12 protein-coding genes and 2 tRNA genes are annotated in these 26639 nt (G+C 39.2%); 8 read left to right on the forward strand and 6 right to left on the reverse strand.

Features of this window, described 5'->3' with window-relative positions:
• Nucleotides 1-93: 93 nt before the first annotated feature.
• Complete coding sequence (gene mutS, locus SJY23_RS06710) at nucleotides 94-2685, forward strand: DNA mismatch repair protein MutS (RefSeq protein ID WP_396598109.1); 2592 nt, start codon at nucleotides 94-96, stop codon at nucleotides 2683-2685.
• Nucleotides 2686-2744: 59 nt separating this feature from the next.
• Here the strand turns inward: mutS and SJY23_RS06715 are convergent.
• Together SJY23_RS06715 and SJY23_RS06720 are read right to left on the reverse strand one after the other, a co-directional pair.
• Nucleotides 2745-2828, reverse strand: a tRNA-Leu gene (locus tag SJY23_RS06715).
• Between the two features lie 76 nt (nucleotides 2829-2904).
• Nucleotides 2905-2976, reverse strand: a tRNA-Gly gene (locus tag SJY23_RS06720).
• 510 nt (nucleotides 2977-3486) lie between these two features.
• Here SJY23_RS06720 and SJY23_RS06725 point away from each other — a divergent pair.
• The 3 genes from SJY23_RS06725 to SJY23_RS06735 all read left to right on the forward strand — a co-directional run bounded on the left by SJY23_RS06725 (nucleotide 3487) and on the right by SJY23_RS06735 (nucleotide 20223).
• Nucleotides 3487-17202 (forward strand): gliding motility-associated C-terminal domain-containing protein, encoded by a 13716-nt coding sequence (locus tag SJY23_RS06725; RefSeq protein ID WP_396597936.1) that lies wholly within the window; start codon nucleotides 3487-3489, stop codon nucleotides 17200-17202.
• 71 nt (nucleotides 17203-17273) lie between these two features.
• Nucleotides 17274-18236, forward strand: coding sequence for a type IX secretion system membrane protein PorP/SprF (locus SJY23_RS06730; RefSeq protein ID WP_396597937.1), 963 nt, complete (start codon nucleotides 17274-17276; stop codon nucleotides 18234-18236).
• Nucleotides 18237-18273: 37 nt separating this feature from the next.
• Nucleotides 18274-20223, forward strand: coding sequence for an OmpA family protein (locus tag SJY23_RS06735; protein ID WP_396597938.1), 1950 nt, complete (start codon nucleotides 18274-18276; stop codon nucleotides 20221-20223).
• Between the two features lie 121 nt (nucleotides 20224-20344).
• Here SJY23_RS06735 and SJY23_RS06740 read toward each other — a convergent pair whose 3' ends face one another.
• Both SJY23_RS06740 and SJY23_RS06745 read right to left on the reverse strand, forming a co-directional pair.
• The gene (locus tag SJY23_RS06740) at nucleotides 20345-21622 is read right to left on the reverse strand and encodes an amidohydrolase family protein (protein ID WP_396597939.1); all 1278 of its coding nucleotides are present in this window, start codon (nucleotides 21620-21622) and stop codon (nucleotides 20345-20347) included.
• 3 nt (nucleotides 21623-21625) lie between these two features.
• Complete coding sequence (locus tag SJY23_RS06745; RefSeq protein ID WP_396597940.1) at nucleotides 21626-22759, reverse strand: DegT/DnrJ/EryC1/StrS family aminotransferase; 1134 nt, start codon at nucleotides 22757-22759, stop codon at nucleotides 21626-21628.
• 138 nt (nucleotides 22760-22897) lie between these two features.
• On the opposite strand from SJY23_RS06745, the gene SJY23_RS06750 reads away from it, so the two are divergent.
• Nucleotides 22898-24130, forward strand: a complete 1233-nt coding sequence (locus tag SJY23_RS06750; protein WP_396597941.1) for a 3-deoxy-D-manno-octulosonic acid transferase — start codon at nucleotides 22898-22900, stop codon at nucleotides 24128-24130.
• 25 nt (nucleotides 24131-24155) lie between these two features.
• Here SJY23_RS06750 and SJY23_RS06755 read toward each other — a convergent pair whose 3' ends face one another.
• On the reverse strand, nucleotides 24156-24815 hold the full coding sequence (locus tag SJY23_RS06755) for a DUF2461 domain-containing protein (RefSeq protein ID WP_396597942.1): 660 nt from the start codon (nucleotides 24813-24815) through the stop codon (nucleotides 24156-24158).
• 140 nt (nucleotides 24816-24955) lie between these two features.
• Between SJY23_RS06755 and SJY23_RS06760 the strand changes: the two genes are divergently transcribed.
• Genes SJY23_RS06760 through SJY23_RS06770 form a run of 3 tightly spaced genes read left to right on the forward strand, consistent with a single transcriptional unit; the run spans nucleotide 24956 to nucleotide 25719 of the window.
• Nucleotides 24956-25177 (forward strand): hypothetical protein, encoded by a 222-nt coding sequence (locus SJY23_RS06760; protein WP_396597943.1) that lies wholly within the window; start codon nucleotides 24956-24958, stop codon nucleotides 25175-25177.
• A 50-nt stretch (nucleotides 25178-25227) separates the two neighbouring features.
• Nucleotides 25228-25437 (forward strand): hypothetical protein, encoded by a 210-nt coding sequence (locus SJY23_RS06765; protein ID WP_396597944.1) that lies wholly within the window; start codon nucleotides 25228-25230, stop codon nucleotides 25435-25437.
• A gap of 42 nt (nucleotides 25438-25479) precedes the next feature.
• Complete coding sequence (locus tag SJY23_RS06770; RefSeq protein WP_396597945.1) at nucleotides 25480-25719, forward strand: hypothetical protein; 240 nt, start codon at nucleotides 25480-25482, stop codon at nucleotides 25717-25719.
• A 54-nt stretch (nucleotides 25720-25773) separates the two neighbouring features.
• On the opposite strand, the gene SJY23_RS06775 is transcribed toward SJY23_RS06770, so the two are convergent.
• Entirely contained in the window at nucleotides 25774-26544 is a 771-nt protein-coding gene (locus SJY23_RS06775) for a LexA family transcriptional regulator (protein ID WP_035334677.1), read from the reverse strand.
• Nucleotides 26545-26639: the final 95 nt, after the last annotated feature.

The following is a 26639-nucleotide window of genomic DNA, read 5'->3' on the forward strand; positions in this document are numbered from 1 at the left end:
TCTAATCATTTTTGAGAAAGCCAACCCAATAGAATACCGTACTTTTATTTTCTTAAAATAAATGATTTGGCTAAGAAAAAAGTGACCCCCTTAATGCAGCAATACAATGGTATTAAAACTAAATACCCAGATGCTTTGTTGCTTTTTAGAGTAGGAGATTTTTATGAAACCTTTGGAGAAGATGCTGTAAAAGCAGCTGCCATTCTCAACATAACATTAACGAGTCGAAATAATGGTGGTGATCGAACGGAGCTTGCGGGCTTCCCACATCATTCTTTAAATACTTACTTGCCTAAGCTTGTAAAAGCAGGTTGTAGAGTAGCTATTTGTGATCAACTAGAAGATCCAAAGCAGACTAAGAAAATAGTAAAGCGAGGGGTGACAGAGCTTGTGACACCAGGAGTTGCTATGAATGATGATATTCTTTCGGCAAAGACAAATAATTTCCTTGGGGCTGTTTTTTTTAATAAAGAAAAGGTAGGTGTCGCTTTTTTAGACGTATCTACTGGTGAGTATCTTACTGCACAAGGAGATATAGCTTATGTAGATAAATTATTGCAAAATTTTGCTCCTAGCGAGCTGTTAGTCTGTAAAAAGCAGAAGAAATTATTTTTAGAAGCATATGGCCCAGATTATCATACTTTTTACCAGGAAGATTGGGTATTTCATATAGACTATGCTACAGAATCTCTTCATAAACACTTTGATGTAAATTCTTTAAAAGGGTTTGGGGTAGAGCATCTTTCAGAAGGAGTGGTTGCGGCTGGTGCAGCGCTTCATTATTTAGGAGAAACACAGCATCACAAGCTACAGCATATAACGAGAATAAGCCGTATTGCTGCAGATGATTACGTGTGGATGGATCGTTTTACCATAAGAAATCTAGAGTTGTATAACTCAGCTTCTGGAGTAAAATCTGTTACGTTAATAGATATAATAGACAAGACCACTTCGGCTATGGGAGGTCGTTTACTTAAACGATGGCTAGCATTGCCTCTCAAGCGCCTCGATGAGATTGTACGTCGTCATGAGGTAGTTACTTTTCTCTCAGAAAATGGAGAAATATTTGATAAAATACAGTCTAATATTAAAAAAATAGGAGATTTAGAGCGTCTCATAAGTAAGGTTGCTACTGGTAAGATAGGTCCGCGAGAGGTTATACAGCTTAAAAATTCTCTCGAAGCTATTGTTCCTATTAAATCACTAGCGCTTAGTACGGATAATGAATCTCTCAAAATAATAGGAGAGCAGCTTCAAGATTGTGCAGTGCTGCGTGATAAAATAAAAGAAACATTGACTGAAGACGCTCCAGTATCTATTGTAAAGGGTGGGGCAATCGCTGCGGGCTTTCATAACGAACTAGATGAGTTAAGAGCGTTATCACAAGGAGGTAAAGATTATCTAGAGCAGATGCTAGAGCGCGAGACTAAGCGTACGGGAATCACATCGCTTAAGATAGCTTCTAATAACGTTTTTGGATACTATATAGAGGTGCGCAATACCCATCGTGACAAGGTGCCAGAGGAGTGGATAAGAAAGCAAACGCTTGTTAATGCAGAGCGATACATAACAGAGGAACTTAAAGAGTACGAAGGTAAAATTCTAGGAGCCGAAGAGCGTATCCAAGCGATAGAGCAACAACTTTTTGTTGCACTAGTAGGCTGGATGAGTAGTTTTATTCCTCAAGTGCAGGCTAATGCTTCTCAAATTGCACAGCTAGATTGTTTGTTAGGATTTACACAGTTAGCCAGAGAAAATAATTATGTAAGACCTACACTAGACGAGTTGCAGGTAATAGATATAAAAGAGGGGCGACACCCTGTGATAGAAAAGCAGCTACCGCTGGGTGAGGCTTATGTGACTAATGATGTCTTTTTAGATAGTGATGACCAGCAAATGATTATGATCACTGGGCCTAACATGTCTGGTAAGAGTGCTATCTTGAGACAAACGGCATTGATAGTCTTGCTAGCACAAATGGGAAGTTTTGTGCCAGCTCAGGCGGCTCATATAGGTCTTGTAGATAAAATCTTTACAAGAGTAGGAGCGAGTGATAATATCTCTATGGGTGAAAGTACCTTTATGGTAGAGATGAATGAGACGGCGAGTATACTTAATAATTTAAGTGATCGCAGTTTAGTCTTGCTAGATGAGATAGGACGTGGTACCAGTACCTATGATGGGATATCGATTGCCTGGGCCATAAGTGAATTTTTACATGAGCATCCGGGGAGGCCTAAAACGCTTTTTGCAACGCATTATCATGAACTTAATGAGATGTGTGAGACATTTGAACGCATCAAGAACTACAATGTCTCTGTAAAAGAGCTTAAGAACAATGTATTGTTTTTAAGGAAACTAGTTCCGGGTGGTAGTGCCCACAGTTTTGGTATTCATGTAGCAAAAATGGCGGGAATGCCCCAGCAAGTAGTGCGTAGGGCTACTAAAATGATGGAGAAGCTAGAAAAATCTCATGGAAGTGAAGAGCTTACAGGTAAGCTTAAAGAAGCTGGAGATGAAGAAATGCAGCTTAGCTTTTTTAATCTAGATGATCCATTGCTAGAAGATATTAAAGAGGAGATTTTGCATATAGATATTGACACACTTACACCAGTAGAGGCGCTTATGAAGCTCAATGAGATAAAGAGAATGCTTGTTAAAAAGAAAGGTGGCGCTACTTCTTAGGAGGTTAATTAAACGCTATAGCTATAAAATAAAAAAGGCTTCCTAGTGGAAGCCTTTTGTACTCGAGACGGGACTTGAACCCGTACGTCCTAATGGACATTGGATTTTAAGTCCAACGTGTCTACCAATTCCACCACTCGAGCATTTTCACAAATGTGAAAAAAATTGGTATTTATTTTTATAATATGCTTTCGCGAAAGCGTTATAATTTAAAACTAGAGCGAAAGACGAGATTTGAACTCGCGACCCCCACCTTGGCAAGGTGATGCTCTACCCCTGAGCTACTTTCGCATTGCATTCTGTAAGAACGACGCTATTTCTCGTAGCGGATGCAAATTTAATCTTTTTCTTCTTTTTGCAAAGGTTTTTTTAATCTTTTTTTGATCTTTTTTAGGTCATTCTCTGTGACATCTAACCTTTGTTTTTTAGAAAAATAATAGTCTGATTGAGTGTCTGTTGTAAGAATGGTCGGTAAGTTTGATGTTTTTAATTCGTTACATTTCGTAAAAGACTGATATAAAGACGGTTGTGTTTATGTGCTTTTTGCGTCATTCGTCGACACAAACGTGCATTTCATCGAAAAATACATGTAGAATATCTACTAATGGTTAAATTTAATCGATTAAGTGTTTATTTTTAACACTTTATTGGTATAAAATTCTAATTTTGTTTGTGCAAACGTAAGTGTGTTATTTTTGACTTTAATTTCACATTGAGATAACGCAGGAAAGAAAATGATATCTGATGTTTGTTAAGGCCTCAGGTTGTATTAAAAGTTGAATTAAGTTATAATTTATATATATGGGAAAAATTACTATTCCTTCCGGACAGATTGAAAATTTGCAATTGTCAATTATCTCAAAGAAGATACTTGTCCTAATTGCGGTATTTGGTTGTTTTACATCTTCCTTGTATGGTCAATGTGTGGGTACTGCTACAGATTGTGATGGTGACCTGGTGTCTAATACTGTGGATGAAGATGATGATAATGATGGAATCTTGGATGATTTAGAGTGTCCGTTTGTCGTTCCTACTGGTGGTGCAGTGCAGTCTGATGCAATTGTCTATACTACTTTAGGTGGCAAGCAGGTTTTTACTATTGGTGGAAATACCAACGGCTTAGGTTTTTCTGAAACCGGTTGGGATGTAGCCGTTACCGGCACTGGGGCGAGCATACAGAGTGAGCTTAATTTAACGAGTACCACATTTTCAAACGGAACTGTTAGTGGGTTTAACGATGCTGCTAATCCTGTGGCAAATCCTTATAGTGTTTTTCCTACTAATAATGGGGCTTGGGCGTCAGGTAGTGATACGCGAACATTGGGTGTCAATCCAGGTACTGCGAATTTAGAGGCAGATCAAAATTTAGTGTTTTCGACTGTTATAAACTTTACAACGCCAGTTTATGCATTTGGCTTCGATTTGATTGACTTTAATGATCATGGAGATGGGATTTTTACTGATACTTGGGAGGTTTATGTAGATGGTGTGATTGTCTATCGATTGGGGCCTGAGTTGTCTATTAATTCAGGAATTACCGGTCTTTTTCCTGTTTTTAGTGATCAAGGAGTTCCTTTGGGTGACGTATTGCAGGGTGAGAATACTGAAAATTTTATTGGATTTATAGGGCGTGAGGCGGTAAGTCAAGTTGAAATAAGGAGAACTTCTGTTTTTGATAATTCTGCAAATCCCTTATTAACTGGGGGTACTGATTTTCACGGAATAGATAGTTTTAGATTTACCACAGATGCTCCTTTTGATACAGATGGTGATGGTGTTGCAAATTGTTTTGATACTGATAGTGATGGTGATGGCTGTAGTGATGTTTTAGAGTCTGGTGGATTAGATCCTGATGGCGATGGAATACTTGGTGTGCTGCCCACAACTGTTGATGGTGCTGGCCGTGTCACAGGTTCTGGGTCGGTAGCTGGAGGGTATAATGGGCTTAGTGGAAATGAGTTGAACGCGGTGCAAGTTAATGTTGCTGCTGGCAACCCTATGGATCAAACTGTGTTTGAGGGTGATCCTGTGAGCTTTACAGTTTCAGCTAGTGCAGATGAAGCTACGTTTTATACCGGTGGTTCACCTACTTATAGTGTTCCTGGTAATGCGGATGGAGGTTTGAGCTATCAATGGTATATAGGTGATCCGGATTTTTCAGGAGTGCCTATTGCTCCTGGAGATACTAACTATAGTGGTGCAGACACAAATACTTTAACAGTTAATGACTCTTCTGGATTAAACAATACTGATTATTTTGTTGTTGTTAGTCATGATGAGAATGTTTGTGTATCCGAAAATAGATCAGCAGTGTTGACATTTCTTCCAGATCCGTGTGATGCACTAGCATCTGGAAATCCAGATAATGACGGTGATGGTGTTAGTGACAGTTGTGATCTTGATGATGATAATGATGGTATTTTAGATACGGAAGAAGAACGATGTGATCAACCTAATCTTGCAAACTCAAATGAAGGTACAGGTAACTTCCAAGATCAATTGTATATTTTTGATTGGTCTAGTATTGGAGGAACTTTAAATAATGGAGATACACAAACCTTTGTGGTTAATGATTTAGAAATAACGGCTACTTTTTCCAATGTCGTTGTAAACGGAACTGGAACTCAATCAATAGATACAAATGATTTAAATACTTTTGAATCTCCAACATTTGGTCAGTCTTTAATAAATTTATTATACAATACTCCAGGAAGTGCAGAAGCACTTTATGGAAATGTAGATACACAAGATTTTTCTTTTACAGTGGAATTCACTGCATTAAAAAACGGGATCCCTTATCCTTTAGATATTATTGCCATTGATGCAGAAGCTACTACTCCTATCAACCAAGGTAATGGTCCAGAAACAATTTCTTTCCAAACTAATGGAGGTGATTGGACATTTTTAGAATCAATCCTTACAGGAGTATCACCAGGACAGTTTAATGTAAATAACCAAACTTTAGATGTTTTAGGAACTTATGATTTCGAAGGAAATGGTAATAGTTTGTATTTTTCAAAAAACACAACATCAATTGATGTGTCAGTTGAAAGTCCAGGTACAGCACAACAAGCTGTTGCTTTTGCTATTTACTTACGATGTGACTCAGATAATGATGGTATTATAAACTCCTTTGATTTAGATTCAGATAACGACTTATGTAATGACGTTTTAGAGTCTGGCGGATTAGATCCTAATGGTGATGGACGTTTAGGAGCGTTGCCTACTACTGTTAATAGTGATGGGCTTGTTACAGGAAGTTCTCCTGCAACGGGAGGTTATGATGGTGCAAACGGAAATGAAATAGTTGCAACACAAGTGAATGTGGTTGCAATGCAGCCTGCTGATCAAACGGCTACAACAGGTGAGTCTGCTACTTTCACTGTTACGGCAACCGCAGATAATTCGACTGGATTTACAGCAGGTGTTCCTGATTATGGAACTCCTGGAAATGCAAATGCCGGAATAAATTATATGTGGTACATAGGTGATCCAGATACATCTGGAACTCTTATTACTGCAGGAGATACTAATTATAGTGGGGAAAATACGGATTCATTAATAGTAAATGATGTAACAGGTTTAGGTGGTACAGAATATTTTGTTGTCATTACACACGATGATAATGTGTGTTTTACAGAAACACGTTCAGCCACGCTTAGTATTGCGCAGGCTGATGTGAGTATTGATAAAGTATTGGTTGATAGTAGTCCTTACGTAGTGGGGGGTACAGTGACTTATACATTAACAGTAAGTAATGCAGGTCCAGATGAAGCAACTAATGTTGTAGTTACAGATATTCCTGAAAATTTGACAATTACAAATGTTTCGGATGGTTGTACTGCATTGCCTTGTACTATAGCAAGTATTGCTGCTGGAGTTGCCAATAATGTGACAATAACAGTTGAAGCAACAATTGATAGTGAGGGAGCCTTCTCAAATGGTGCTACTGTACAAGCAGACCAAGATGATCCAGATACTGCCAATAATCAAGATTTATCAACAGATGCAAATAATCAAGGAACTGTTCCTAGTGTTAATCCAATTGCTCAAGATGATACAAGTGCTCCGAGTGGGCCGGGTGATACAGTAAGTGTAAATCCAATAGCTGATAATGGCAATGGAGTAGATGATGATGCAGACGGTACATTAGATGTTACGAGCGTGAGCTTAGTAGTTCCAGCTGGAGCTACGATGGTACAAACGGATGCAGATGGCGATATTATTGGGTACACAGTTCCTGGTGAAGGAGTTTGGGAAGTTAATCCTGTAAACGGTGAGATTAGTTTTGCACCAGTAGCTGGTTTTAATGATGATCCAACATCTCCTGCCACTTATACAATAGATGATAATGCGGGTAATACTTCTAATCAGGCTACAGTAACAATCGATTATGTGCCTGTTGCAACAGTAGATGAGATTACTGACGTTATGCCAGGCATGGATGCTTTAATTGATGTATTAGCAAATGATGTTGATGGTGACCTTGTTGATCCTACTACAGTAATGATAATAGACCCAGCAAATCCGGGAGTTCCTGTGACAAGTTTGGTAGAGCCTGGAGTAGGAGTATGGACTGTTGATTCTTCAAGTGGAGCGATTACGTTCGCACCTTGTACTGCTGCTGGAATTCCAGACGCTAGTTGTGCAGGATTATTTGAAGGTAGTCCGATGGACATTATGTACGTAGTAGCAGATGATGAAGGGAATGTTTCTGATCCTGCTACAGTAAGTGCAGCTTATGCTGTTCCACCAGTAGCACAAAATGATGTAAGTACTCCGAGTACACCTGGGGCTACTGTAAGCGTAGATCCAACCGCTGATAATGGTTTTGGAGTTGATGCCGATCCTGATGGTACTTTGGATGTAACGACTGTGAGTTTAGTAGTTCCAGCTGGAGCAACGATGGTACAGACGGATGCAGACGGTGATATTATAGGATACACAGTACCTGGTGAAGGAGTTTGGGAAGTTAATCCTGTAACTGGTGAGATTAGTTTTGCACCAGAAGCTGGTTTTAACGATGATCCAACAGATCCTGCTAGTTATACGATAGATGATAATGATGGTAACCCATCGAATGTAGCTACTGTAACAATTGATTATGTTCCTGTTGCAACAGTAGATGAGATTACTGACGTTATGCCTGGCATGGATGCTGTAATTGATGTATTAGCAAATGATGTTGATGGGGATCTTGTAGATCCTACTACAGTAATGATAATAGACCCAGCAAATCCGGGAGTTCCTGTGACAAGTTTGGTAGAGCCTGGAGTAGGAGTATGGACTGTCGATCCTTCAAGCGGAGCGATTACGTTCGCACCTTGTACTGCAGCCGGAGTTCCAGATGCTAGTTGTACAGGATTATTTGAAGGTAGTCCAATGGACATCTCTTATATAGTATCAGATAATGAAGGTAATGCGACAACTCCTACAAAAGTAAGTGCAGCTTATGCTGTTCCACCAGTAGCACAAAATGATGTAAGTGCTCCGAGTACACCTGGAGCTACGGTAAGCGTAGATCCAACCGCTGATAATGGTTTTGGAGTTGATGCCGATCCTGATGGTACTTTAGATGTAACGACTGTGAGCTTAGTAGTTCCAGCTGGAGCAACGATGGTACAGACGGATGCAGACGGTGATATTATAGGATACACAGTACCTGGTGAAGGAGTTTGGGAAGTTAATCCTGTAACTGGTGAGATTAGTTTTGCACCAGAAGCTGGTTTTAACGATGATCCAACAGATCCTGCTAGATATACGATAGATGATAATGATGGTAACCCATCAAATGTAGCTACTGTAACAATTGATTATGTTCCTGTTGCAACAGTAGATGAGATTACTGGCGTTATGCCAGGCATGGATGCTGTAATTGATGTATTAGCAAATGATGTTGATGGGGATCTTGTAGATCCTACTACAGTAATGATAATAGACCCAGCAAATCCGGGAGTTCCTGTGACAAGTTTAGTAGAGCCTGGAGTAGGAGTATGGACTGTTGATTCTTCAAGTGGAGCGATTACGTTCGCACCGTGTACTGCAGCCGGAGTTCCAGATGCTAGTTGTACAGGATTATTTGAAGGTAGTCCGATGGACATTATGTACGTAGTAGCAGATGATGAAGGGAATGTTTCTGATCCTGCTACAGTAAGTGCAGCTTATGCTGTTCCACCAGTAGCACAAAATGATGTAAGTGCTCCGAGTACACCTGGAGCTACGGTAAGCGTAGATCCAACCGCTGATAATGGTTTTGGTGTAGATGCTGATCCTGATGGTACTTTAGATGTGACGACTGTGAGTTTAGTAGTTCCAGCTGGAGCAACGATGGTACAGACAGATGCAGACGGTGATATTATAGGATACACAGTACCTGGTGAAGGCGCTTGGGAAGTTAATCCTGTAACTGGTGAGATTAGTTTTGCACCAGAAGCTGGTTTTAACGATGATCCAACAGATCCTGCTAGATATACGATAGATGATAATGATGGTAACCCATCGAATGTAGCTACTGTAACAATTGATTATGTTCCTGTTGCAACAGTAGATGAGATTACTGGCGTTATGCCAGGCATGGATGCTGTAATTGATGTATTGGCAAATGATGTTGATGGGGATCTTGTAGATCCTACTACAGTAATGATAATAGACCCAGCAAATCCGGGAGTTCCTGTGACAAGTTTGGTAGAGCCTGGAGTAGGAGTATGGACTGTTAATCCTTCAAGCGGAGCGATTACGTTCGCACCGTGTACTGCAGCCGGAGTTCCAGATGCTAGTTGTACAGGATTATTTGAAGGTAGTCCGATGGATATTATGTACGTAGTAGCAGATGATGAAGGGAATGTTTCTGATCCTGCTACAGTAAGTGCAGCTTATGCTGTTCCACCAGTAGCTCAAAATGATGAGAGTTTAGCAAATACACCTGGTGCAACGTTAAGTTTAGATCCAACCGCTGATAATGGTTTTGGAGTTGATGCCGATCCTGATGGAACTTTAGATGTAACGACTGTGAGCTTAGTAGTTCCAACTGGAGCTACAATGGTACAGACGGATGCAGATGGTGATATTATAGGATATACAGTACCTGGCGAAGGAGTTTGGGAAGTTAATCCTGTAACTGGTGAGATTAGTTTTGCACCATTAGCTGGCTTTAATGATGATCCAACAAGTCCTGCTAGTTATACCATAGATGATAATGATGGTAATCCATCAAATGCAGCTACGGTAACAATTGATTATGTTCCTGTTGCAACTTTAGATGAGAGTGTAGGTAATGACTCTGGCCTTCCTGCGGTTGTAGATGTACTAGCCAATGACATTGATGGAGATATAGTAGATCCAACCACGGTACAGATTGTAGGTACTTCAAATCCTGGCGATGACTTAGTGGTTGTCGGTGAGGGAACTTGGAGTGTTGATCCAGTAAGTGGAGCTATTACGTTTACACCTTGTACGGTAGTTTCTTTACCTGATTGTCCTGAGATTTTCACTGCAGACCCTACTGATATTGAGTATGTGGTTGCGGATGACGAAGGTAATGTTTCAGATCCTGCAAGTGTAAGTGTGAGTTTTGTTCCAGAACCACCAGTTGCGATGGATAATGCTAGTAATAATAATATGACTGGTGATCCAGTGATTATTGATGTTGCATTAAATGATATGGATCCTGATGGTACTTTAGATTTGACAAGTGTTCAAATCGTGGGTACTGCCAATCCTGGTGATGATTTAGTAGAGCCTGGCGTAGGAGTATGGAGTGTAGATCCAGTAAGTGGAGCGATTACTTTTACACCTTGTAGTGCAGCTGGAATTCCTGATGCTAGTTGTGTAGGAGTATCTACCCAAGATCCACAAGACATTACTTATACAATAAATGATAATGATGGTAATGTATCTAATGCCGCTACGGTATCAGTGATGTATGATGCAGAGCCACCAGTAGCACAAGATGATGAGAGTTTAGCAAATACACCTGGTGCCACGGTAAGTTTAGATCCAACGGCTGATAATGGCAATGGAGTTGATGCAGATCCTGATGGAACTTTAGATGTAACGACTGTGAGCTTAGTAGTTCCAACTGGAGCTACAATGGTACAGACGGATGCAGACGGTGATGTTATAGGATATACAGTTCCTGGAGAAGGAGTTTGGGAAGTTAATCCTGTAACTGGTGAGATTAGTTTTGCACCATTAGCTGGCTTTAATGATGATCCAACAAGTCCTGCTAGTTATACCATAGATGATAATGATGGTAACCCGTCAAATGCAGCTACCGTAACGATTGATTACGTTCCTGTTGCAACCTTAGATGAGAGTGCAGGTAATGACTCTGGTCTTCCAGTAGTGGTAGATGTACTAGCCAATGACGTTGATGGAGACATAGTAGATCCAACCACGGTACAGATTGTAGGTACTTCAAATCCTGGCGATGACTTAGTGGTTGTCGGTGAGGGAACTTGGAGTGTTGATCCAGTAAGTGGAGCTATTACGTTTACACCTTGTACGGTAGTTTCTTTACCTGATTGTCCTGAGATTTTCACTGCAGACCCTACTGATATTGAGTATGTGGTTGCGGATGACGAAGGTAATGTTTCAGATCCTGCAAGTGTAAGTGTGAGTTTTGTTCCAGAACCACCAGTTGCGATGGATAATGCTAGTAATAATAATATGACTGGTGATCCAGTGATTATTGATGTTGCATTAAATGATATGGATCCTGATGGTACTTTAGATTTGACAAGTGTTCAAATCGCGGGTACTGCTAATCCTGGTGATGATTTAGTAGAGCCTGGCGTAGGAGTTTGGAGTGTTGATCCAGTAAGTGGAGCCATTACGTTCACCCCTTGTAGTGCAGCTGGAGTTCCTGATGCTAGTTGTGTTGGAGTATCTACCCAAGATCCACAAGACATTACTTATACAATAAATGATAATGATGGTAATGTATCTAATGCAGCTACGGTATCTGTGATGTATGATGCGGAGCCACCAGTAGCACAAGATGATGAGAGTTTAGCCAATACACCTGGTGCAACGGTGAGTATCGATCCAACGGCTGATAATGGCAATGGAGTTGATGCAGATCCTGATGGTACCCTAGATGTGACGACTGTGAGCTTAGTAGTTCCAACTGGAGCTACAATGGTACAGACGGATGCAGATGGTGATATTATAGGATATACAGTTCCTGGAGAAGGAGTTTGGGAAGTTAATCCTGTAACTGGTGAGATTAGTTTTGCACCATTAGCTGGCTTTAATGATGATCCAACGAATCCTGCTAGTTATACTATAGATGATAATGATGGTAACCCATCAAATGCAGCTACCGTAACGATTGATTATGTTCCTGTTGCAACCTTAGATGAGAGTGCAGGTAATGACTCTGGTCTTCCAGTAGTGGTAGATGTACTAGCCAATGACGTTGATGGAGATATAGTAGATCCAATCACGGTACAGATTGTAGGTACTTCAAATCCTGGCGATGACTTAGTGGTTGTCGGTGAGGGAACTTGGAGTGTTGATCCAGTAAGTGGAGCCATTACGTTTACACCTTGTACGGTAGTTTCTTTACCTGATTGTCCTGAGATTTTCACAGCAGACCCTACAGATATTGATTATGTGGTATCTGATGATGAAGGTAATGTTTCAGACCCTGCTAGTGTAAGTGTGAGTTTTATTCCAGAGCCACCAGTTGCGATGGATGATGCTAGTAACAATAATATGACTGGAGATCCAGTGGTTGTTAATGTTGCAGGTAATGATATGGATCCTGATGGTACTTTAGATTTGACAAGTGTTCAAATCGTGGGTACTGCCAATCCTGGTGATGATTTAGTAGAGCCTGGCGTAGGAGTTTGGAGTGTTGATCCAGTAAGTGGAGCTATTACGTTCACCCCTTGTAGTGCAGCAGGAGTTCCTGATGCTAGTTGTGTTGGAGTATCTACCCAAGATCCACAAGACATTACTTATACAATAAATGATAATGATGGTTATGTATCTAATGCCGCTACGGTATCTGTGATGTATGATGCAGAGCCACCAGTAGCACAAGATGATGAGAGTTTAGCAAATACACCTGGGGCTACGGTGAGTGTCGATCCAACCGCTGATAATGGTTTTGGTGTAGATGCAGATCCAGATGGAACTTTAGATGTAACGACTGTGAGCTTAGTAGTTCCAACTGGAGCTACAATGGTACAGACGGATGCAGATGGTGATATCATAGGATATACAGTACCTGGCGAAGGAGTATGGGAAGTTAATCCTGTAACTGGTGAGATTAGTTTTGCACCATTGACAGGCTTTAATGATGATCCAACAAGTCCTGCTAGTTATACCATAGATGATAATGATGGTAACCCGTCAAATGCAGCTACCGTAACGATTGATTATGTTCCTGTTGCAACCTTAGATGAGAGTGCAGGTAATGACTCTGGTCTTCCAGTAGTGGTAGATGTACTTGCCAATGATGTTGATGGAGATATAGTAGATCCAACCACGGTACAGATTGTAGGTACTTCAAATCCTGGCGATGACTTAGTGGTTGTCGGTGAGGGAACTTGGAGTGTTGATCCGGTAAGTGGAGCCATTACTTTTACTCCTTGTACGGTAGTTTCTTTACCTAATTGTCCTGAGATTTTCACAGCAGACCCTACCGATATTGAGTATGTGGTTGCGGATGACGAAGGTAATGTTTCAGACCCTGCTAGTGTAAGTGTGAGTTTTATTCCAGAGCCACCAGTTGCGATGGATGATGCTAGTAACAATAATATGACTGGAGATCCAGTGGTTGTTAATGTTGCAGGTAATGATATGGATCCTGATGGCACTTTAGATTTGACGACGGTTCAAATCGTGGGAACTGCCAATCCTGGTGATGATTTAGTAGAGCCCGGCGTAGGAGTTTGGAGTGTTGATCCAGTAAGTGGAGCCATTACGTTCACCCCTTGTAGTGCAGCAGGAGTTCCTGATGCTAGTTGTGTTGGAGTATCTACCCAAGATCCACAAGACATTACTTATACAATAAATGATAATGATGGTTATGTATCTAATGCCGCTACGGTATCTGTGATGTATGATGCAGAGCCACCAGTAGCACAAGATGATGAGAGTTTAGCAAATACACCTGGGGCTACGGTGAGTGTCGATCCAACCGCTGATAATGGTTTTGGTGTAGATGCAGATCCAGATGGAACTTTAGATGTAACGACTGTGAGCTTAGTAGTTCCAACTGGAGCCCTAGACGTTGCTATTGATGCTAATGGAGACGTAACTGGTTACACAGTACCAGGAGAAGGTTCTTGGCAGGTGAATCCAATTACTGGTACAATAAGCTTTATTCCATTAGCTGGATTTAATGAGGATCCAACTTCGCCTGCTAGTTATACGATAGACGATAATGATGGTAACCCATCAAATATAGCTACCGTAACCGTGGATTACGTTCCTGTTGCAACTGCCGATGTAAGTGCAGATAATACAACTGGTCTTCCAGTAGTGATAGATGTACTTGCAAATGATGTTAATGGGGATGTTGTAGATCCATCGACGGTACAGATTGTTGGTACAACAAATCCTGGTGATGACCTAGTTGAACCTGGAGTAGGAGTTTGGAGTGTAGACCCAGTAACAGGTGCAATTACTTTTACACCTTGTACTGCTGCGGGCATTCCAGATGCTACTTGTACAGGATTATCTGTAGAAGATCCAGCACCTATCGCTTATACAGTAATCGATAATGATGGGAATCTAAGTGATCCAGCAGAGGTTTCTGTTTCTTTTGACGAATGTAATGGACAAGGACTTGGAGATTGTGATGGTGATGGTGTTTCAAATGATGATGAAGTAAATGGTGGTACTGATCCTAACGATCCTTGTTCTTATAATGCTATGGATCAAGATTTAACTATCGTTACTAGTGAATGGAATAGTATTGATTGTGATATGGATGGTCTTACTAACAATGAGGAGACTACGGGAATCGATGATCCTTCAACTCCAAATGATCCAAATGGTAACACAACAGATCCACAAAATCCAGATACGGATGGTGACGGTGTAACAGATGGTGATGAAGCTGGAGATATGACAGATCCTAATGATCCTTGTGCTCTTGAGATAGCTAGTCAGACAGTTACTCCTACAATGGCATGGAATGATCTTGATTGTGATATGGATGGATTAAATAACGGTGAGGAACTTACTGGAATAGATGATCCAACAACTCCTGGAGATCCAAATGGTAATATTACAGACCCATTAGATATTGATAGCGATGGTGATGGTGTAACAGATGGTCAAGAAGCTCTTGATGGTACAGATCCTAATGATAACTGTAGTTTAGTAGTAGCAAATCAGACAGAAACGACTGATGCTGCTTATAACAGTGCAGATTGTGATATGGATGGTCTTACTAACAATGAGGAGACTACAGGAATCGATGATCCTTCAACTCCAAATGATCCAAATGGTAATACAACAGATCCACAAAATCCAGACACGGATGGTGACGGTGTAACAGATGGTGATGAAGCTGGAGATATGACAGATCCTAATGATCCTTGTGCTCTTGAGATAGCTAGTCAGACAGTTACTCCTACAATGGCATGGAATGATCTTGATTGTGATATGGATGGGTTAAATAACGGTGAGGAACTTACTGGAATAGATGATCCAACAACGCCTGGAGATCCAAATGGTAATATTACAGACCCATTAGATATTGATACTGATGGTGATGGTGTGACAGATGGTCAAGAAGCTCTTGATGGTACAGATCCTAATGATAACTGTAGTTTAGTAGTAGCAAATCAGACAGAAACGACTGATGCTGCTTATAACAGTGCAGATTGTGATATGGATGGTCTTACTAACAATGAAGAGACTACAGGAATCGATGATCCTTCAACTCCAAATGATCCAAATGGTAACACAACAGATCCACAAAATCCAGATACGGATGGTGACGGTATAACAGATGGTGATGAAGCTGGAGATATGACAGATCCTAATGATCCTTGCGATTTACAGGTAAGTAGTCAATCTGTAGATCCTTCTCAGATGTGGAATGATCTTGATTGTGACCTTGATGGATTAACTAATGCAGAAGAAATCACTGGAACAGATGATCCTGATACTCCTGCAGATCCTAATGGTAATATTACAGACCCATTAGATATTGATACTGATGGTGATGGTGTGACAGATGGTCAAGAAGCTCTTGATGGTACAGATCCTAATGATAACTGTAGTTTAGTAGTAGCAAATCAGACAGAAACGACTGATGCTGCTTATAACAGTGCAGATTGTGATATGGATGGTCTTACTAACAATGAAGAGACTACGGGAATCGATGATCCTTCAACTCCAAATGATCCAAATGGTAACACAACAGATCCACAAAATCCAGATACAGATGGTGACGGCGTAACAGATGGTGATGAAGCTGGAGATATGACAGACCCTAATGATCCTTGTGATTTACAAGTAAGTAGTCAATCTGTAGATCCTTCTCAGATGTGGAATGATCTTGATTGTGACCTTGATGGATTAACGAATGCAGAAGAAATCACTGGAACAGATGATCCTGATACTCCTGCAGATCCTAATGGTAATACAACAGATCCTACTAACCCTGATACAGATGGTGACGGAGTTTCTGATGGTGATGAAGCAGAAGATAAAACAGACCCTAACAGTCCATGTGATTTCTTAATAGATAGTGTTACACTACCTATGGATACTGATTTTGCTAGCCTTGATTGTGATGGCGATGGTGTAACTAATGCAGACGAGATAGCAGATGGTACAGATCCATTTGATGTTTGTGATTTAGTAGCAGATAGCCAGACTGTAACAACAACAGCAGAGTTTAACAATGCAGATTGTGACAACGATGGCTTAACTAATGAGGAAGAGATTACTGGAATAGATAATCCTATTACTCCTTCAGATCCTAATGGTAATACAACAGATCCTACTAATCCTGATACAGATGGAGATGGCGTATTAGACGGTAGAGAGGCATTAGACGGTACAGATCCAAATAACTCTTGTAGTTTAGAAGTGGGTAGCCAGACGCTTGCAGCAAGTCAAGAATTCCTTGATGGAGATTGTGACGGTGATGGTATTCTAAACGGTGAAGAACTAGGTGACGAGAATGATAATGGTATTCCAGACTTCCTAGAAGTAAATAATGGTAATCCAGATGCAACAGACGGATTAGAAGTATTTGATATTATGACTCCTAATGGTGATGGCCTTAACGATGTCTTTGTGATAAGAGGTATCGAGCAGTATCCTAATAATAAGTTACGTATCTATAACAGATGGGGAGTACTTGTTTGGGATACAGACGGATATGGACAAGATAACGTCTTCTTCAGAGGAGAGTCTAATGGACGTGTAGTTGTAGATCAAGACAGGTTATTACCTGTAGGTACTTATTACTACGTACTTGACTATACAAACGATGCTGGTTCACTCAAGCAACTAGCTGGACCATTATATATTAATAGATAATAAAACAATAATATTTGGTACGCTTTCGCGAAAGCAAAAAAAGAAAGTGTACCAAATTTAAATACACACCTATGAAAAGAACATACATCGCCATAGTAGCCCTGGCAGTAGTCGTTTTAGGTCTTACAACTGAAACTGCGGTAGCTCAACAAGATGCTCAGTACACGCAGTATATGTACAATACGTTAAGTATAAACCCAGCCTATGCGGGCTCAAGGGGAGGTCTGAGTGTACTAGGATTGCATCGCAGTCAGTGGGTAGGTCTAGATGGAGCTCCTAGAACGCAAACGGTTTCCATTCATTCTCCAGTAGGAGAGTCAAAACGTGTAGGACTAGGTTTGAATATTACTAATGATGAAATATTTATAAGTAATGAGACTTACATAGATGTAGATTTTAGCTATACGATACCTACCAGTGATGAGGGAAAGCTAGCTTTTGGATTAAAAGGTGGTGTGCATTTACTTGATATTAATTACAGTCAGGCAAACCCATTTCAAAATGGGGACAATCTAGCTACGGCTCAAAATAATATTGACAACAAGTTTTCTCCGCAAATAGGACTTGGTATGTTTTACTATACTGATAAATATTACTTAGGGTTGAGTGCTCCTAATTTATTGCGCACAGAGCATTTTGATGCTAGTGACAACTCAAATAGTACAAACTCTACATTTCTAGCTCGCGAGAGAATCAATTACTACCTAACTACTGGATATGTATTTGACATCACTCAAGACTTCAAATTTAAGCCAGCAGGACTTGTAAAAGCTGTTCAAGGAGCACCACTACAAGTGGACGTAACGGCTAATGCATTGCTTTATGATAAGTTAACTTTTGGACTTGCTTACAGATGGAGTGCTGCATTAAGTGGCCTTGTAGGCTTTCAGATTACAGATAGCTTAATGATTGGTTTTGCTTATGATAGGGAGACCACAGAGCTACAACAGTTTAATAATGGTAGTTATGAAGTTTTCTTAAGGTTTGAAGTATTTAAGCAGCCTAAAAAATTAATATCTCCACGTTTCTTTTAATTCTTTATTTAGTAGAAGATTTTTAAAACACATATTTATGAAACAAGTATTCCACTATATAATTATTTTATCCTTCATTTTTAGTGGTACCCTCGGGTATGCTCAAGAAGGTAAGGTTAAAGTTGCAGGAGAAAAATTTGAGGAATTTGCATACGTAAATGCACGTGATTTATACTCAAGAGTTGCAAATAGAGGGTTTACCTCTCCAGAAGTTTTTTCAAAACTAGGAGACTCTTATTACTTTACAGCAGATTATGCAGAAGCAGCACAATGGTATGAGAAGTTAGTTGCTACAGGAGAAGAAGTATCTCCTGAATATTATTTTAGATATGCACAGTCGCTTAAGAGTGTTAAGAAGTACGATAAGGCAGATAAAATGATGGCTATATTCGTACAAATGAGCGGGACAGATACTCGAGGTGAAATGTTTGAAAAGGAACGTGATTACCTTAAGGAAATAGAGGCTCAGTCTGGTCGATATGCTGTTGAACAAGTAAACTTTAATACAGGATTACAAGATTTTAGCCCAAGTTTTTTGGGTGAAAGAGTTGTGATTTCTTCAAACAGAAAGAGCAGTACTGGAGATTATATCCACGATTGGAATGACCAGCCTTTCTTAGATCTATATGTAGTAGATAATGCAAAAAGCGATAATCCATCTATTGAAAAATTTTCAAAAAATATAAACACTCCTTATCATGAGAGTAGTTCTGTCTTTACAGAAAGTGGAGATGAGATGTATTTTACACGTAACAATTACAGTAAAAAAACAAAACTCAAAAGAGATGAAGCGGGAACCACAAAATTAAAATTGTACCATAGCTATAAGCGAGGTGGTGTATGGAGTATTCCAGAAGAACTTCCTTTTAATAGTGATGAATACTCTACGGCGCATCCTGCATTGAGTCCTGATGGTACGATATTGTACTTTGCATCAGATATGCCAGGTACTAAAGGATTAAGTGATATATGGATGTCTACTATAAACGAAGATGGCACTTATGGAACACCTATAAATCTAGGAAGTGAGATTAACACAGAAGGAAGAGAAACCTTTCCATTTGTTAGTAGCGACAACAAATTGTTTTATGCGACAGATGGCCACATAGGTCTTGGAGGATTAGATGTGTTTGTTACTCAATTAAGTGATGATGGTAAAGTAGGAGCTTCATATAATGTAGGAAAGCCTGTTAATAGTAGTGCAGACGATTTTGGACTTATTTTAAGCGAGTCTAGAGGAACTGGATATTTTTCTTCTAATCGTGCATCTGGTCTAGGTAACGATGATATTTATAGCTTTACAAGAGATAGAAAGATTTTGACTAATTGCGCTCAAAACATCGTAGGTACCACTAGAGATGTAAAGACAGATGAAATACTTCCTCAAACTACAGTGACATTAAGAGATAAGGTGAACCAGATTGTAGCAACGGTAACAAGTGATGATCTAGGAAAATTTACGTTTAGTGATGTAAATTGTAGTGAAACTTATGTAGTGCGAGGAGCAAAGGATAATTATGAGCCACACGAAGTTATTTTGACTACAAGTAGTGATGTAGGTGGTATTATAAATCGTGATGTGTATTTGAAGCCAGGAGCTCAACTTGTTATAGGAGGAGATCTTACTAATATACTTGAACTTAATCCAATTTATTTTGACTTTGATAAATCAAACATACGCCCAGATGCTGCACTTGAACTAGAGAAGGTGATTGCGGTAATGCAACAGTATCCTACTTTAAAAATTGACGTTAGATCACATACAGATAGTCGTGCCCCAGATGCTTACAACATGAAGCTCTCTCAACGTAGAAATGTATCTACCATACGTTATATCGTGCAGCAAGGCGGTATAGATGCTTCTAGGCTTACAGGTCGCGGTTATGGTGAAACGCAGCTTACAAATGCTTGTGCAAATGGCATAGAATGCTCAGAAGAAGAGCACCAGCTTAATAGAAGATCAGAATTTATTATAATGGCAAAGTAAAACCCATTTATAACTTATAAAAAAACCTCGCTCATATACTGAGCGAGGTTTTTTTATGGGTAATGTTGAGCTTCTTAAACCGTTGAGGAAATGAGCGTCAATTGATATTACTTGGGTTTCTTTACTGCTTATATACAATACCGTTTTTCATGATAAATGAAACACGCTCTGTTGTTGTGATGTCCTGCGTAGGGTCATTATCTGTTGCAACAATGTCTGCAAGATATCCAGCAGCAATTACGCCTAGTTGTCCTTCCATATCCAATAGCTTACCGTTAGTAATGGTAGCAGATTGAATAGCAAACATAGGTGACCACCCATATTCTGTCATGTAGCGAAACTCTTTTGCATTCTCTCCATGAGGAAATACTCCGGCATCTGTTCCAAAAGCTATGTTTACTCCAGATTGTGCAACCATGGTAAATGTTTTTTTAAGAGTGGCATCTACTTTTTCAATCTTAGGAATAATAATGTCTGGATAGTATCCTTTTATTTTTGCCTTAGCTGCAACATATTTTCCTGCAGATAGGGTAGGCACTAGATAGGTGCCATGTTGTTTCATGAGTTTTACGGTTTCTTCATCCATAAAGGAGCCGTGTTCTATAGTCTGCACACCAGCTTTGATAGCGCGTTGCATACCCTCTTTTCCATGGGCATGCGCAGCGACGTGCATTCCGTATTCTTTGGCGGTGCGCACAATCTCATCTACCTCCTCTTGGCGAAACTGTGGGTTGTCTCCGTTCTTACTCACGCTAAGTACTCCACCAGTCGCAGTAATCTTTATTAAGTCGGCGCCATTTTTATAGCGTTGTCTTACTGCTTTTCTAGCATCATCTACACTATTAATAACTCCTTCGGCCGGACCAGGATCACCCATATTAACCTTTTTAAAGCCATTTGTGGGATCTGCATGACCTCCAGTGGTTCCTATAGCCTTTTCGGCTGTAAAGATGCGTGGACCTCTCGTTGTGCCCTTATTTATAGCATTTCTTAAAGATACATTTACACCGCTTCCTCCTAGATCTCGTACAGTAGTAAATCCTGCCATGAGTGTTCTCTCTGCAATTTCGGCAGCAGTAAAAGCTACGTCTGCTTCATTTTTAGTAAAGGTTTCCAAATATTTCTTTGGGTTGGTCTCACTCTCGACGTGCACATGCATGTCTATAAAGCCAGGCATCACTGTTTTTGACTTAAGATTAATAATGGTCTGGCCACTTTTCGCGGAAGCGTAACCTTTCTCAACTTTTATAATGCTATTGCCTAAAATGGTTACTGTTTGTTCGGTTAAAACTTTTCCATTGTTAGTGTCAATAAGTTTCCCACAATGGAGAAGCGTTTCTTGACCGGAGAGCATAAAACTTGTAAATATGACAAATAGTAGAGAGAGGCAGTATTTCATAGCTTATTTATTTACAAAATCAATAACCGTTTTAGTTATAAATGCAATTTGGTCATCCTCTAGTTCTGTGTGCATAGGTAAGGAGATACAATCCTTCACAATAGCATTAGTCACTGGGAAATCTGCCTCATTATAGCGAGTGTCTTTATAAGCTTTCTGGCTATGTAATGGTATTGGATAGTAGACTCCACAAGGGATGCCATTTTCATTAAGGTGTTTTACTAGCGCATCACGATCTGTATCCTTTACCCTAAGTGTGTACTGGTGAAAAACATGGCAATCACAGCTATCACATATAAATGGAGTTATAATTTTAGTCTCATTTGTAAAAGCGGCAGTGTATTTACGTGCAGCATCTCTTCTAGCTTTATTATAACTGTCTAAGTGAGGTAATTTTGCTCTTAGTACGGCAGCCTGTATAGAGTCTAGCCTACTATTAACACCTACTACGTCGTGGTGGTAACGTTCGTACATACCATGATTTACTATTCCTCTAATGGTGTGAGCTAGCTCATCATCATTTGTAAAAATAGCACCACCATCACCGTAGCATCCTAGATTTTTAGAAGGAAAGAAAGAAGTAGTACCTACGTGTCCTATGCCCCCTGTTTTAACCTTCTTACCATCACGTCCTGTATAAGTTGATCCTATCCCTTGTGCGTTGTCTTCTATTACATAAAGATTGTGCTCCTTAGCAAGATCCATAATGGCATCCATATTTGCTGCCATTCCAAAAAGATGCACGGGTACAATTGCTTTAGTTTTTGGAGTAATTGCCTTTTTTATTGCTTCAATATCGATATTAAAGTTTACTGGGTCAACATCTACTAGTACTGGAGTCAATTTTAATAGCGCAATAACTTCTACTGTAGCGGCAAATGTAAAATCTGCAGTGATTACTTCATCACCTTGTTCTAGACCTAGTCCCATCATAGCAATTTGCAAAGCATCTGTACCATTTGCACATGGAATAACATTTCTTACTCCTAGGTATTCCTCTAGTTCTTTTTGAAAAGCGTGCACTTCTGGTCCGTTTACAAAAGCGGTATTTTCAATCACCTCCATGATTGAGCTATCAACACGGTCTTTAATCTGTGCATATTGACCTTTAAGGTCGACCATTTGTATTTTTTTCATCGTATAGTGGGAGGGAAGCAAGTGGCTACCCTGCAAGTGTAGTTATGTATAAACGTGTTATTTTACACGGAAACGAAATTACAAAAACTACAACCGCTTAACAATCTATTTATAGAACAAAGCACTATTTTTGAAACCATGCATAAATTGTATTCTCTTTTAATTACGCTTATTCAAGCTCTAATTCCAGTAGCTGGTTTTTTTAATGCAAAGCTTAAGAAGTCGATAGTAGGACGTAAGCACACCTTAAAAATTTTAAAAAAAGAACTCATCGCTGGCAAGCCTACTATCTGGATACATGCAGCTTCTTTAGGAGAATACGAGCAAGGAGTGCCTGTTCTTGAGGAGTTAAAAAAGAAGTATCCCGAGCACCAGATGGTCATTAGCTTTTTCTCCCCTTCTGGCTATGAGATTAAAAAAAATAACGCTTTCGCGAAAGCTACCGTTTACCTACCATTTGACACTCCAAATAATGTCACTAGGTTTCTAGATATAGTATCCCCTGAGATGGTATTTTTTGTCAAATATGAATTTTGGCCTAACTATTTAAGCGAACTCCAACGCCGAAAGATTCGCACGTTTTTAATTTCAGGGGTGTTTAGGGAAAGTCAGCCATTTTTTAAACCTTATGGAAAGTGGATGACGGCATCTCTCAAAAGTTTTGAGCACTTTTTTCTGCAAAACGAAGATTCTGCAACTGCATTACAGAAGTTAGGATTTGAAAATTTTAGCGTAAGCGGAGACACTAGATATGATAGAGTAAGTCATCAAATCGAAATGAATAACACTTTAGATTTTGTTCATACTTTTAAGAATGACAAAATGTGCGTAGTGTGCGGAAGTACTTGGGCAGAAGATGATGATGTGATTATAAATTACATCAACAAGAATGAAGGAGCAGCAAAATTTATCATAGCACCACATGAAATTAAGCCTGAGAAAATTGCGTTGCTAGCCTCAAGTATTAAGAGTAGGGTTATGCTATACTCTCAAATGAATGCAGCGTCACTAGCGTCTTACGACGTATTGATTATAGATACTATAGGTCTTCTTACTAAAATATATAGCTATGCAGATATTGCTTACGTAGGTGGAGCGATGGGAACTACGGGACTACATAATATTCTCGAGCCAGCAACCTTTGGTGTACCCATAATTACAGGAGGCAATTTTGATAAGTTTCCCGAAGCAAAAAAACTACAGCAACTCGCAGGACTTTATGCCGTAACCAATCAAGCCGAATTTGATGAGCGTCTATCCAAGTTAATCGTAGATGAAAAATTTAGAGCGCAAACAGGGATGATAGCGGGACACTTTATTAATAGTAATACCGGTGCCACAAAAGCTATTATTGACTACTTGAATAATTAGCTTGCTTAAAACTAAAGGACAGATTCTAAGTTACTATAGATACAGCCTGTCTTAAGTATCTTCTAAAGGGGAGCATCTCTTTATAGACAGAAACAATTGTTTTCTCAAAGTCGTCTGCTAGTACTTGTTCTTGTGAGAGTGTTACTTCTACTGCAAATGTTTTGTTTCTTAATAAATCTATGTGTGGGTGATCTTTAGAAAATCCTTTTGGAGCTGTTTTAAGTTTGTCATCTTCCCATAAACCACCAAAGGTTTTTATAAAACTAGGCTTGTTGATAATAGCTTTTAACTCCTCACCATTATAGTCTATAGCTTCTCGGATACTTTGTAGTATCTCTTTCTTAGGTCTCCAAAAGCCTCCTGCTAGTAAGTTTTGATTGAGGCCAATTTCAATATAAAAATCTCCTTGTTTTGTTTTCTGATCTAGTCCTGCGCCTATGTGGTCTTTGTAAATAGGCTTGTTTGGATGAAACATCAAATTGTTATTAATGCGATTAATCGCTTTTTTACCTGGAGTATCAAAATACTCAGGATCAAATTGGGCGAGTTTATCATTAAGGTGATTGAGCCATTTGATGTGATTGTCTCGTATATGATGATATTCACTTCTATGAGTATCCATCCACTCTTTTGTGTTGTTCTGTTGTAGTCGTTCTAAGAAATTGTAAGTGTCTCTAAAATTCATGGAAATAAAATTAACAGTTTTTATCTATAAATGATCTGCATATTCAAAAGTTAACGAATGATTTAGAAAACATTGGTTTCAAATTTTGGAATACAACATTCTCGTTAGGATACATTTGTACAGTAATTAACAACCAAATTATGAAAACAAGAAATATTACAATTATCGCACTATTAATTGCATCGTTTACCGTAGCAAGTTGTAGAGAGACAGAGGTAAAAGAAACTACAGTTGTAAAAGAAGTTCAAGTAGAAAGCGAAAAAGAACGTGAAGGTATCTTAGAAAGAGCTGCAAAGAAAGTAGATAATAAAGTAAATGAAGAAATTAACGAAGAGATAGAAAAAATAGGTGACGACAACTAAAACGTTGTGGCGTTCGTATATCATTTAATTAACTATTTAATTTAATTAAAATGAAAAGAATTTTTTTAAGTCTAGCACTTGTAGCTCTTTTAGGGACGTCATTTACACTTACTTCTTGTAGGGAGAATAAAACTGTTGAAGTATCTACAGATAATGGAGATGATGTAGAAGACGCTATGGATGACGCTGGAGATGCAATAGAAGAAGGTGTTGACGAGATCAAAGAGAATACAGGTACTGGCGGTACAGACGATAATTAAGTCTAACAGCTATTTTTTTTCAAACAACCAAAATTTAAAATTATGAAATCATTAAAAATAGGAGCTATAGCTCTTGGTGTCCTTGCGGTATCATTTACATCATGTAAAGAAAAGAAAACTGAAGCCGAAGTTATTATAGAAGAAGCAAAGGCTAACGGTGAGATAACTAAGGAAAAAGATACCGACGATGGCTACAAATTAAAAGTAGAAGGCGAAGACGGTTCTGAAACTAAGGTAAAAGTAGATGAAGATGGAGAGGTAAAAGTAAAAACTGACAACTAACTGTCAAACTTATATTTTAAAAGGTCGATAACTCTATGAGTTATCGACCTTTTTTTATGCTTTAAATTGAGTCATTTGTGCTTTGAGATCAAGCATGGATTGCTGGAGTTCTTTAAGTAAGCTATTGCTGCTTCCTTCATCAAGATTAAAAGTGAGCTTGCTGTTAACTTGCCATATTTCTTGAATGTCACTTACCGCTACCTCATAAGGCACGTACTCTTCATTTATGGATATTAATAACACCTTCTTCCCATCTGGCATTTTCTGTAATTTCTTAACGACTACTGCGTCTTGTAAGACAATGACATACACTTTATTGTCACTAGCATATTCTAGGCTCTCTACCCCTTTTGCAAGTACCCAGTCTTCTGGTCTAAAGCTAGGCATCATACTATCGCCTTCTATTTGAAACCCTCTGTAAGTTGCATTGCGATATTGTGGTATTGGAAAGTCAAACGCTGGGAGCTTTTGATACCATTCTACATCTGCAATATTATTAGGATATCCGGCTGCGGCTTTTTGATTAACCAGCACCATATTTTCATTATCATCTTTATCAACAATAACAACTTTTGGACTTACATCACTTTTATCTGTATTGAGGTATTTTTGCTTACTATAACCGTAAATCCACAAAGGGTTGATATTAAAGAGTCTAAGGAGCTCTGTAATAACTTGTCCAGATAGTTTAGTTCTGCCACGTTCTATATCTGCCGTGCTATTTTTTATCCCTAATTTATCTGCAAATTCTGCTTGTGTGAAGTCGTGATCTTCTCGTACTTCCTTAAATCTGCGTATTTCTGAAGGTAAATCGTTTATGCCCATAAGGTAAATGTATGAAAATTAGGAATAATTCCTATAATAAATTGTTTTATTAATTTTTTTTGAAAAATCCAGGAAATGCAATTGATGCTAAGATT

Source organism: Dokdonia sp. R86516, from assembly GCF_044596715.1.
Classification (GTDB): Bacteria; Bacteroidota; Bacteroidia; order Flavobacteriales; family Flavobacteriaceae; genus Dokdonia.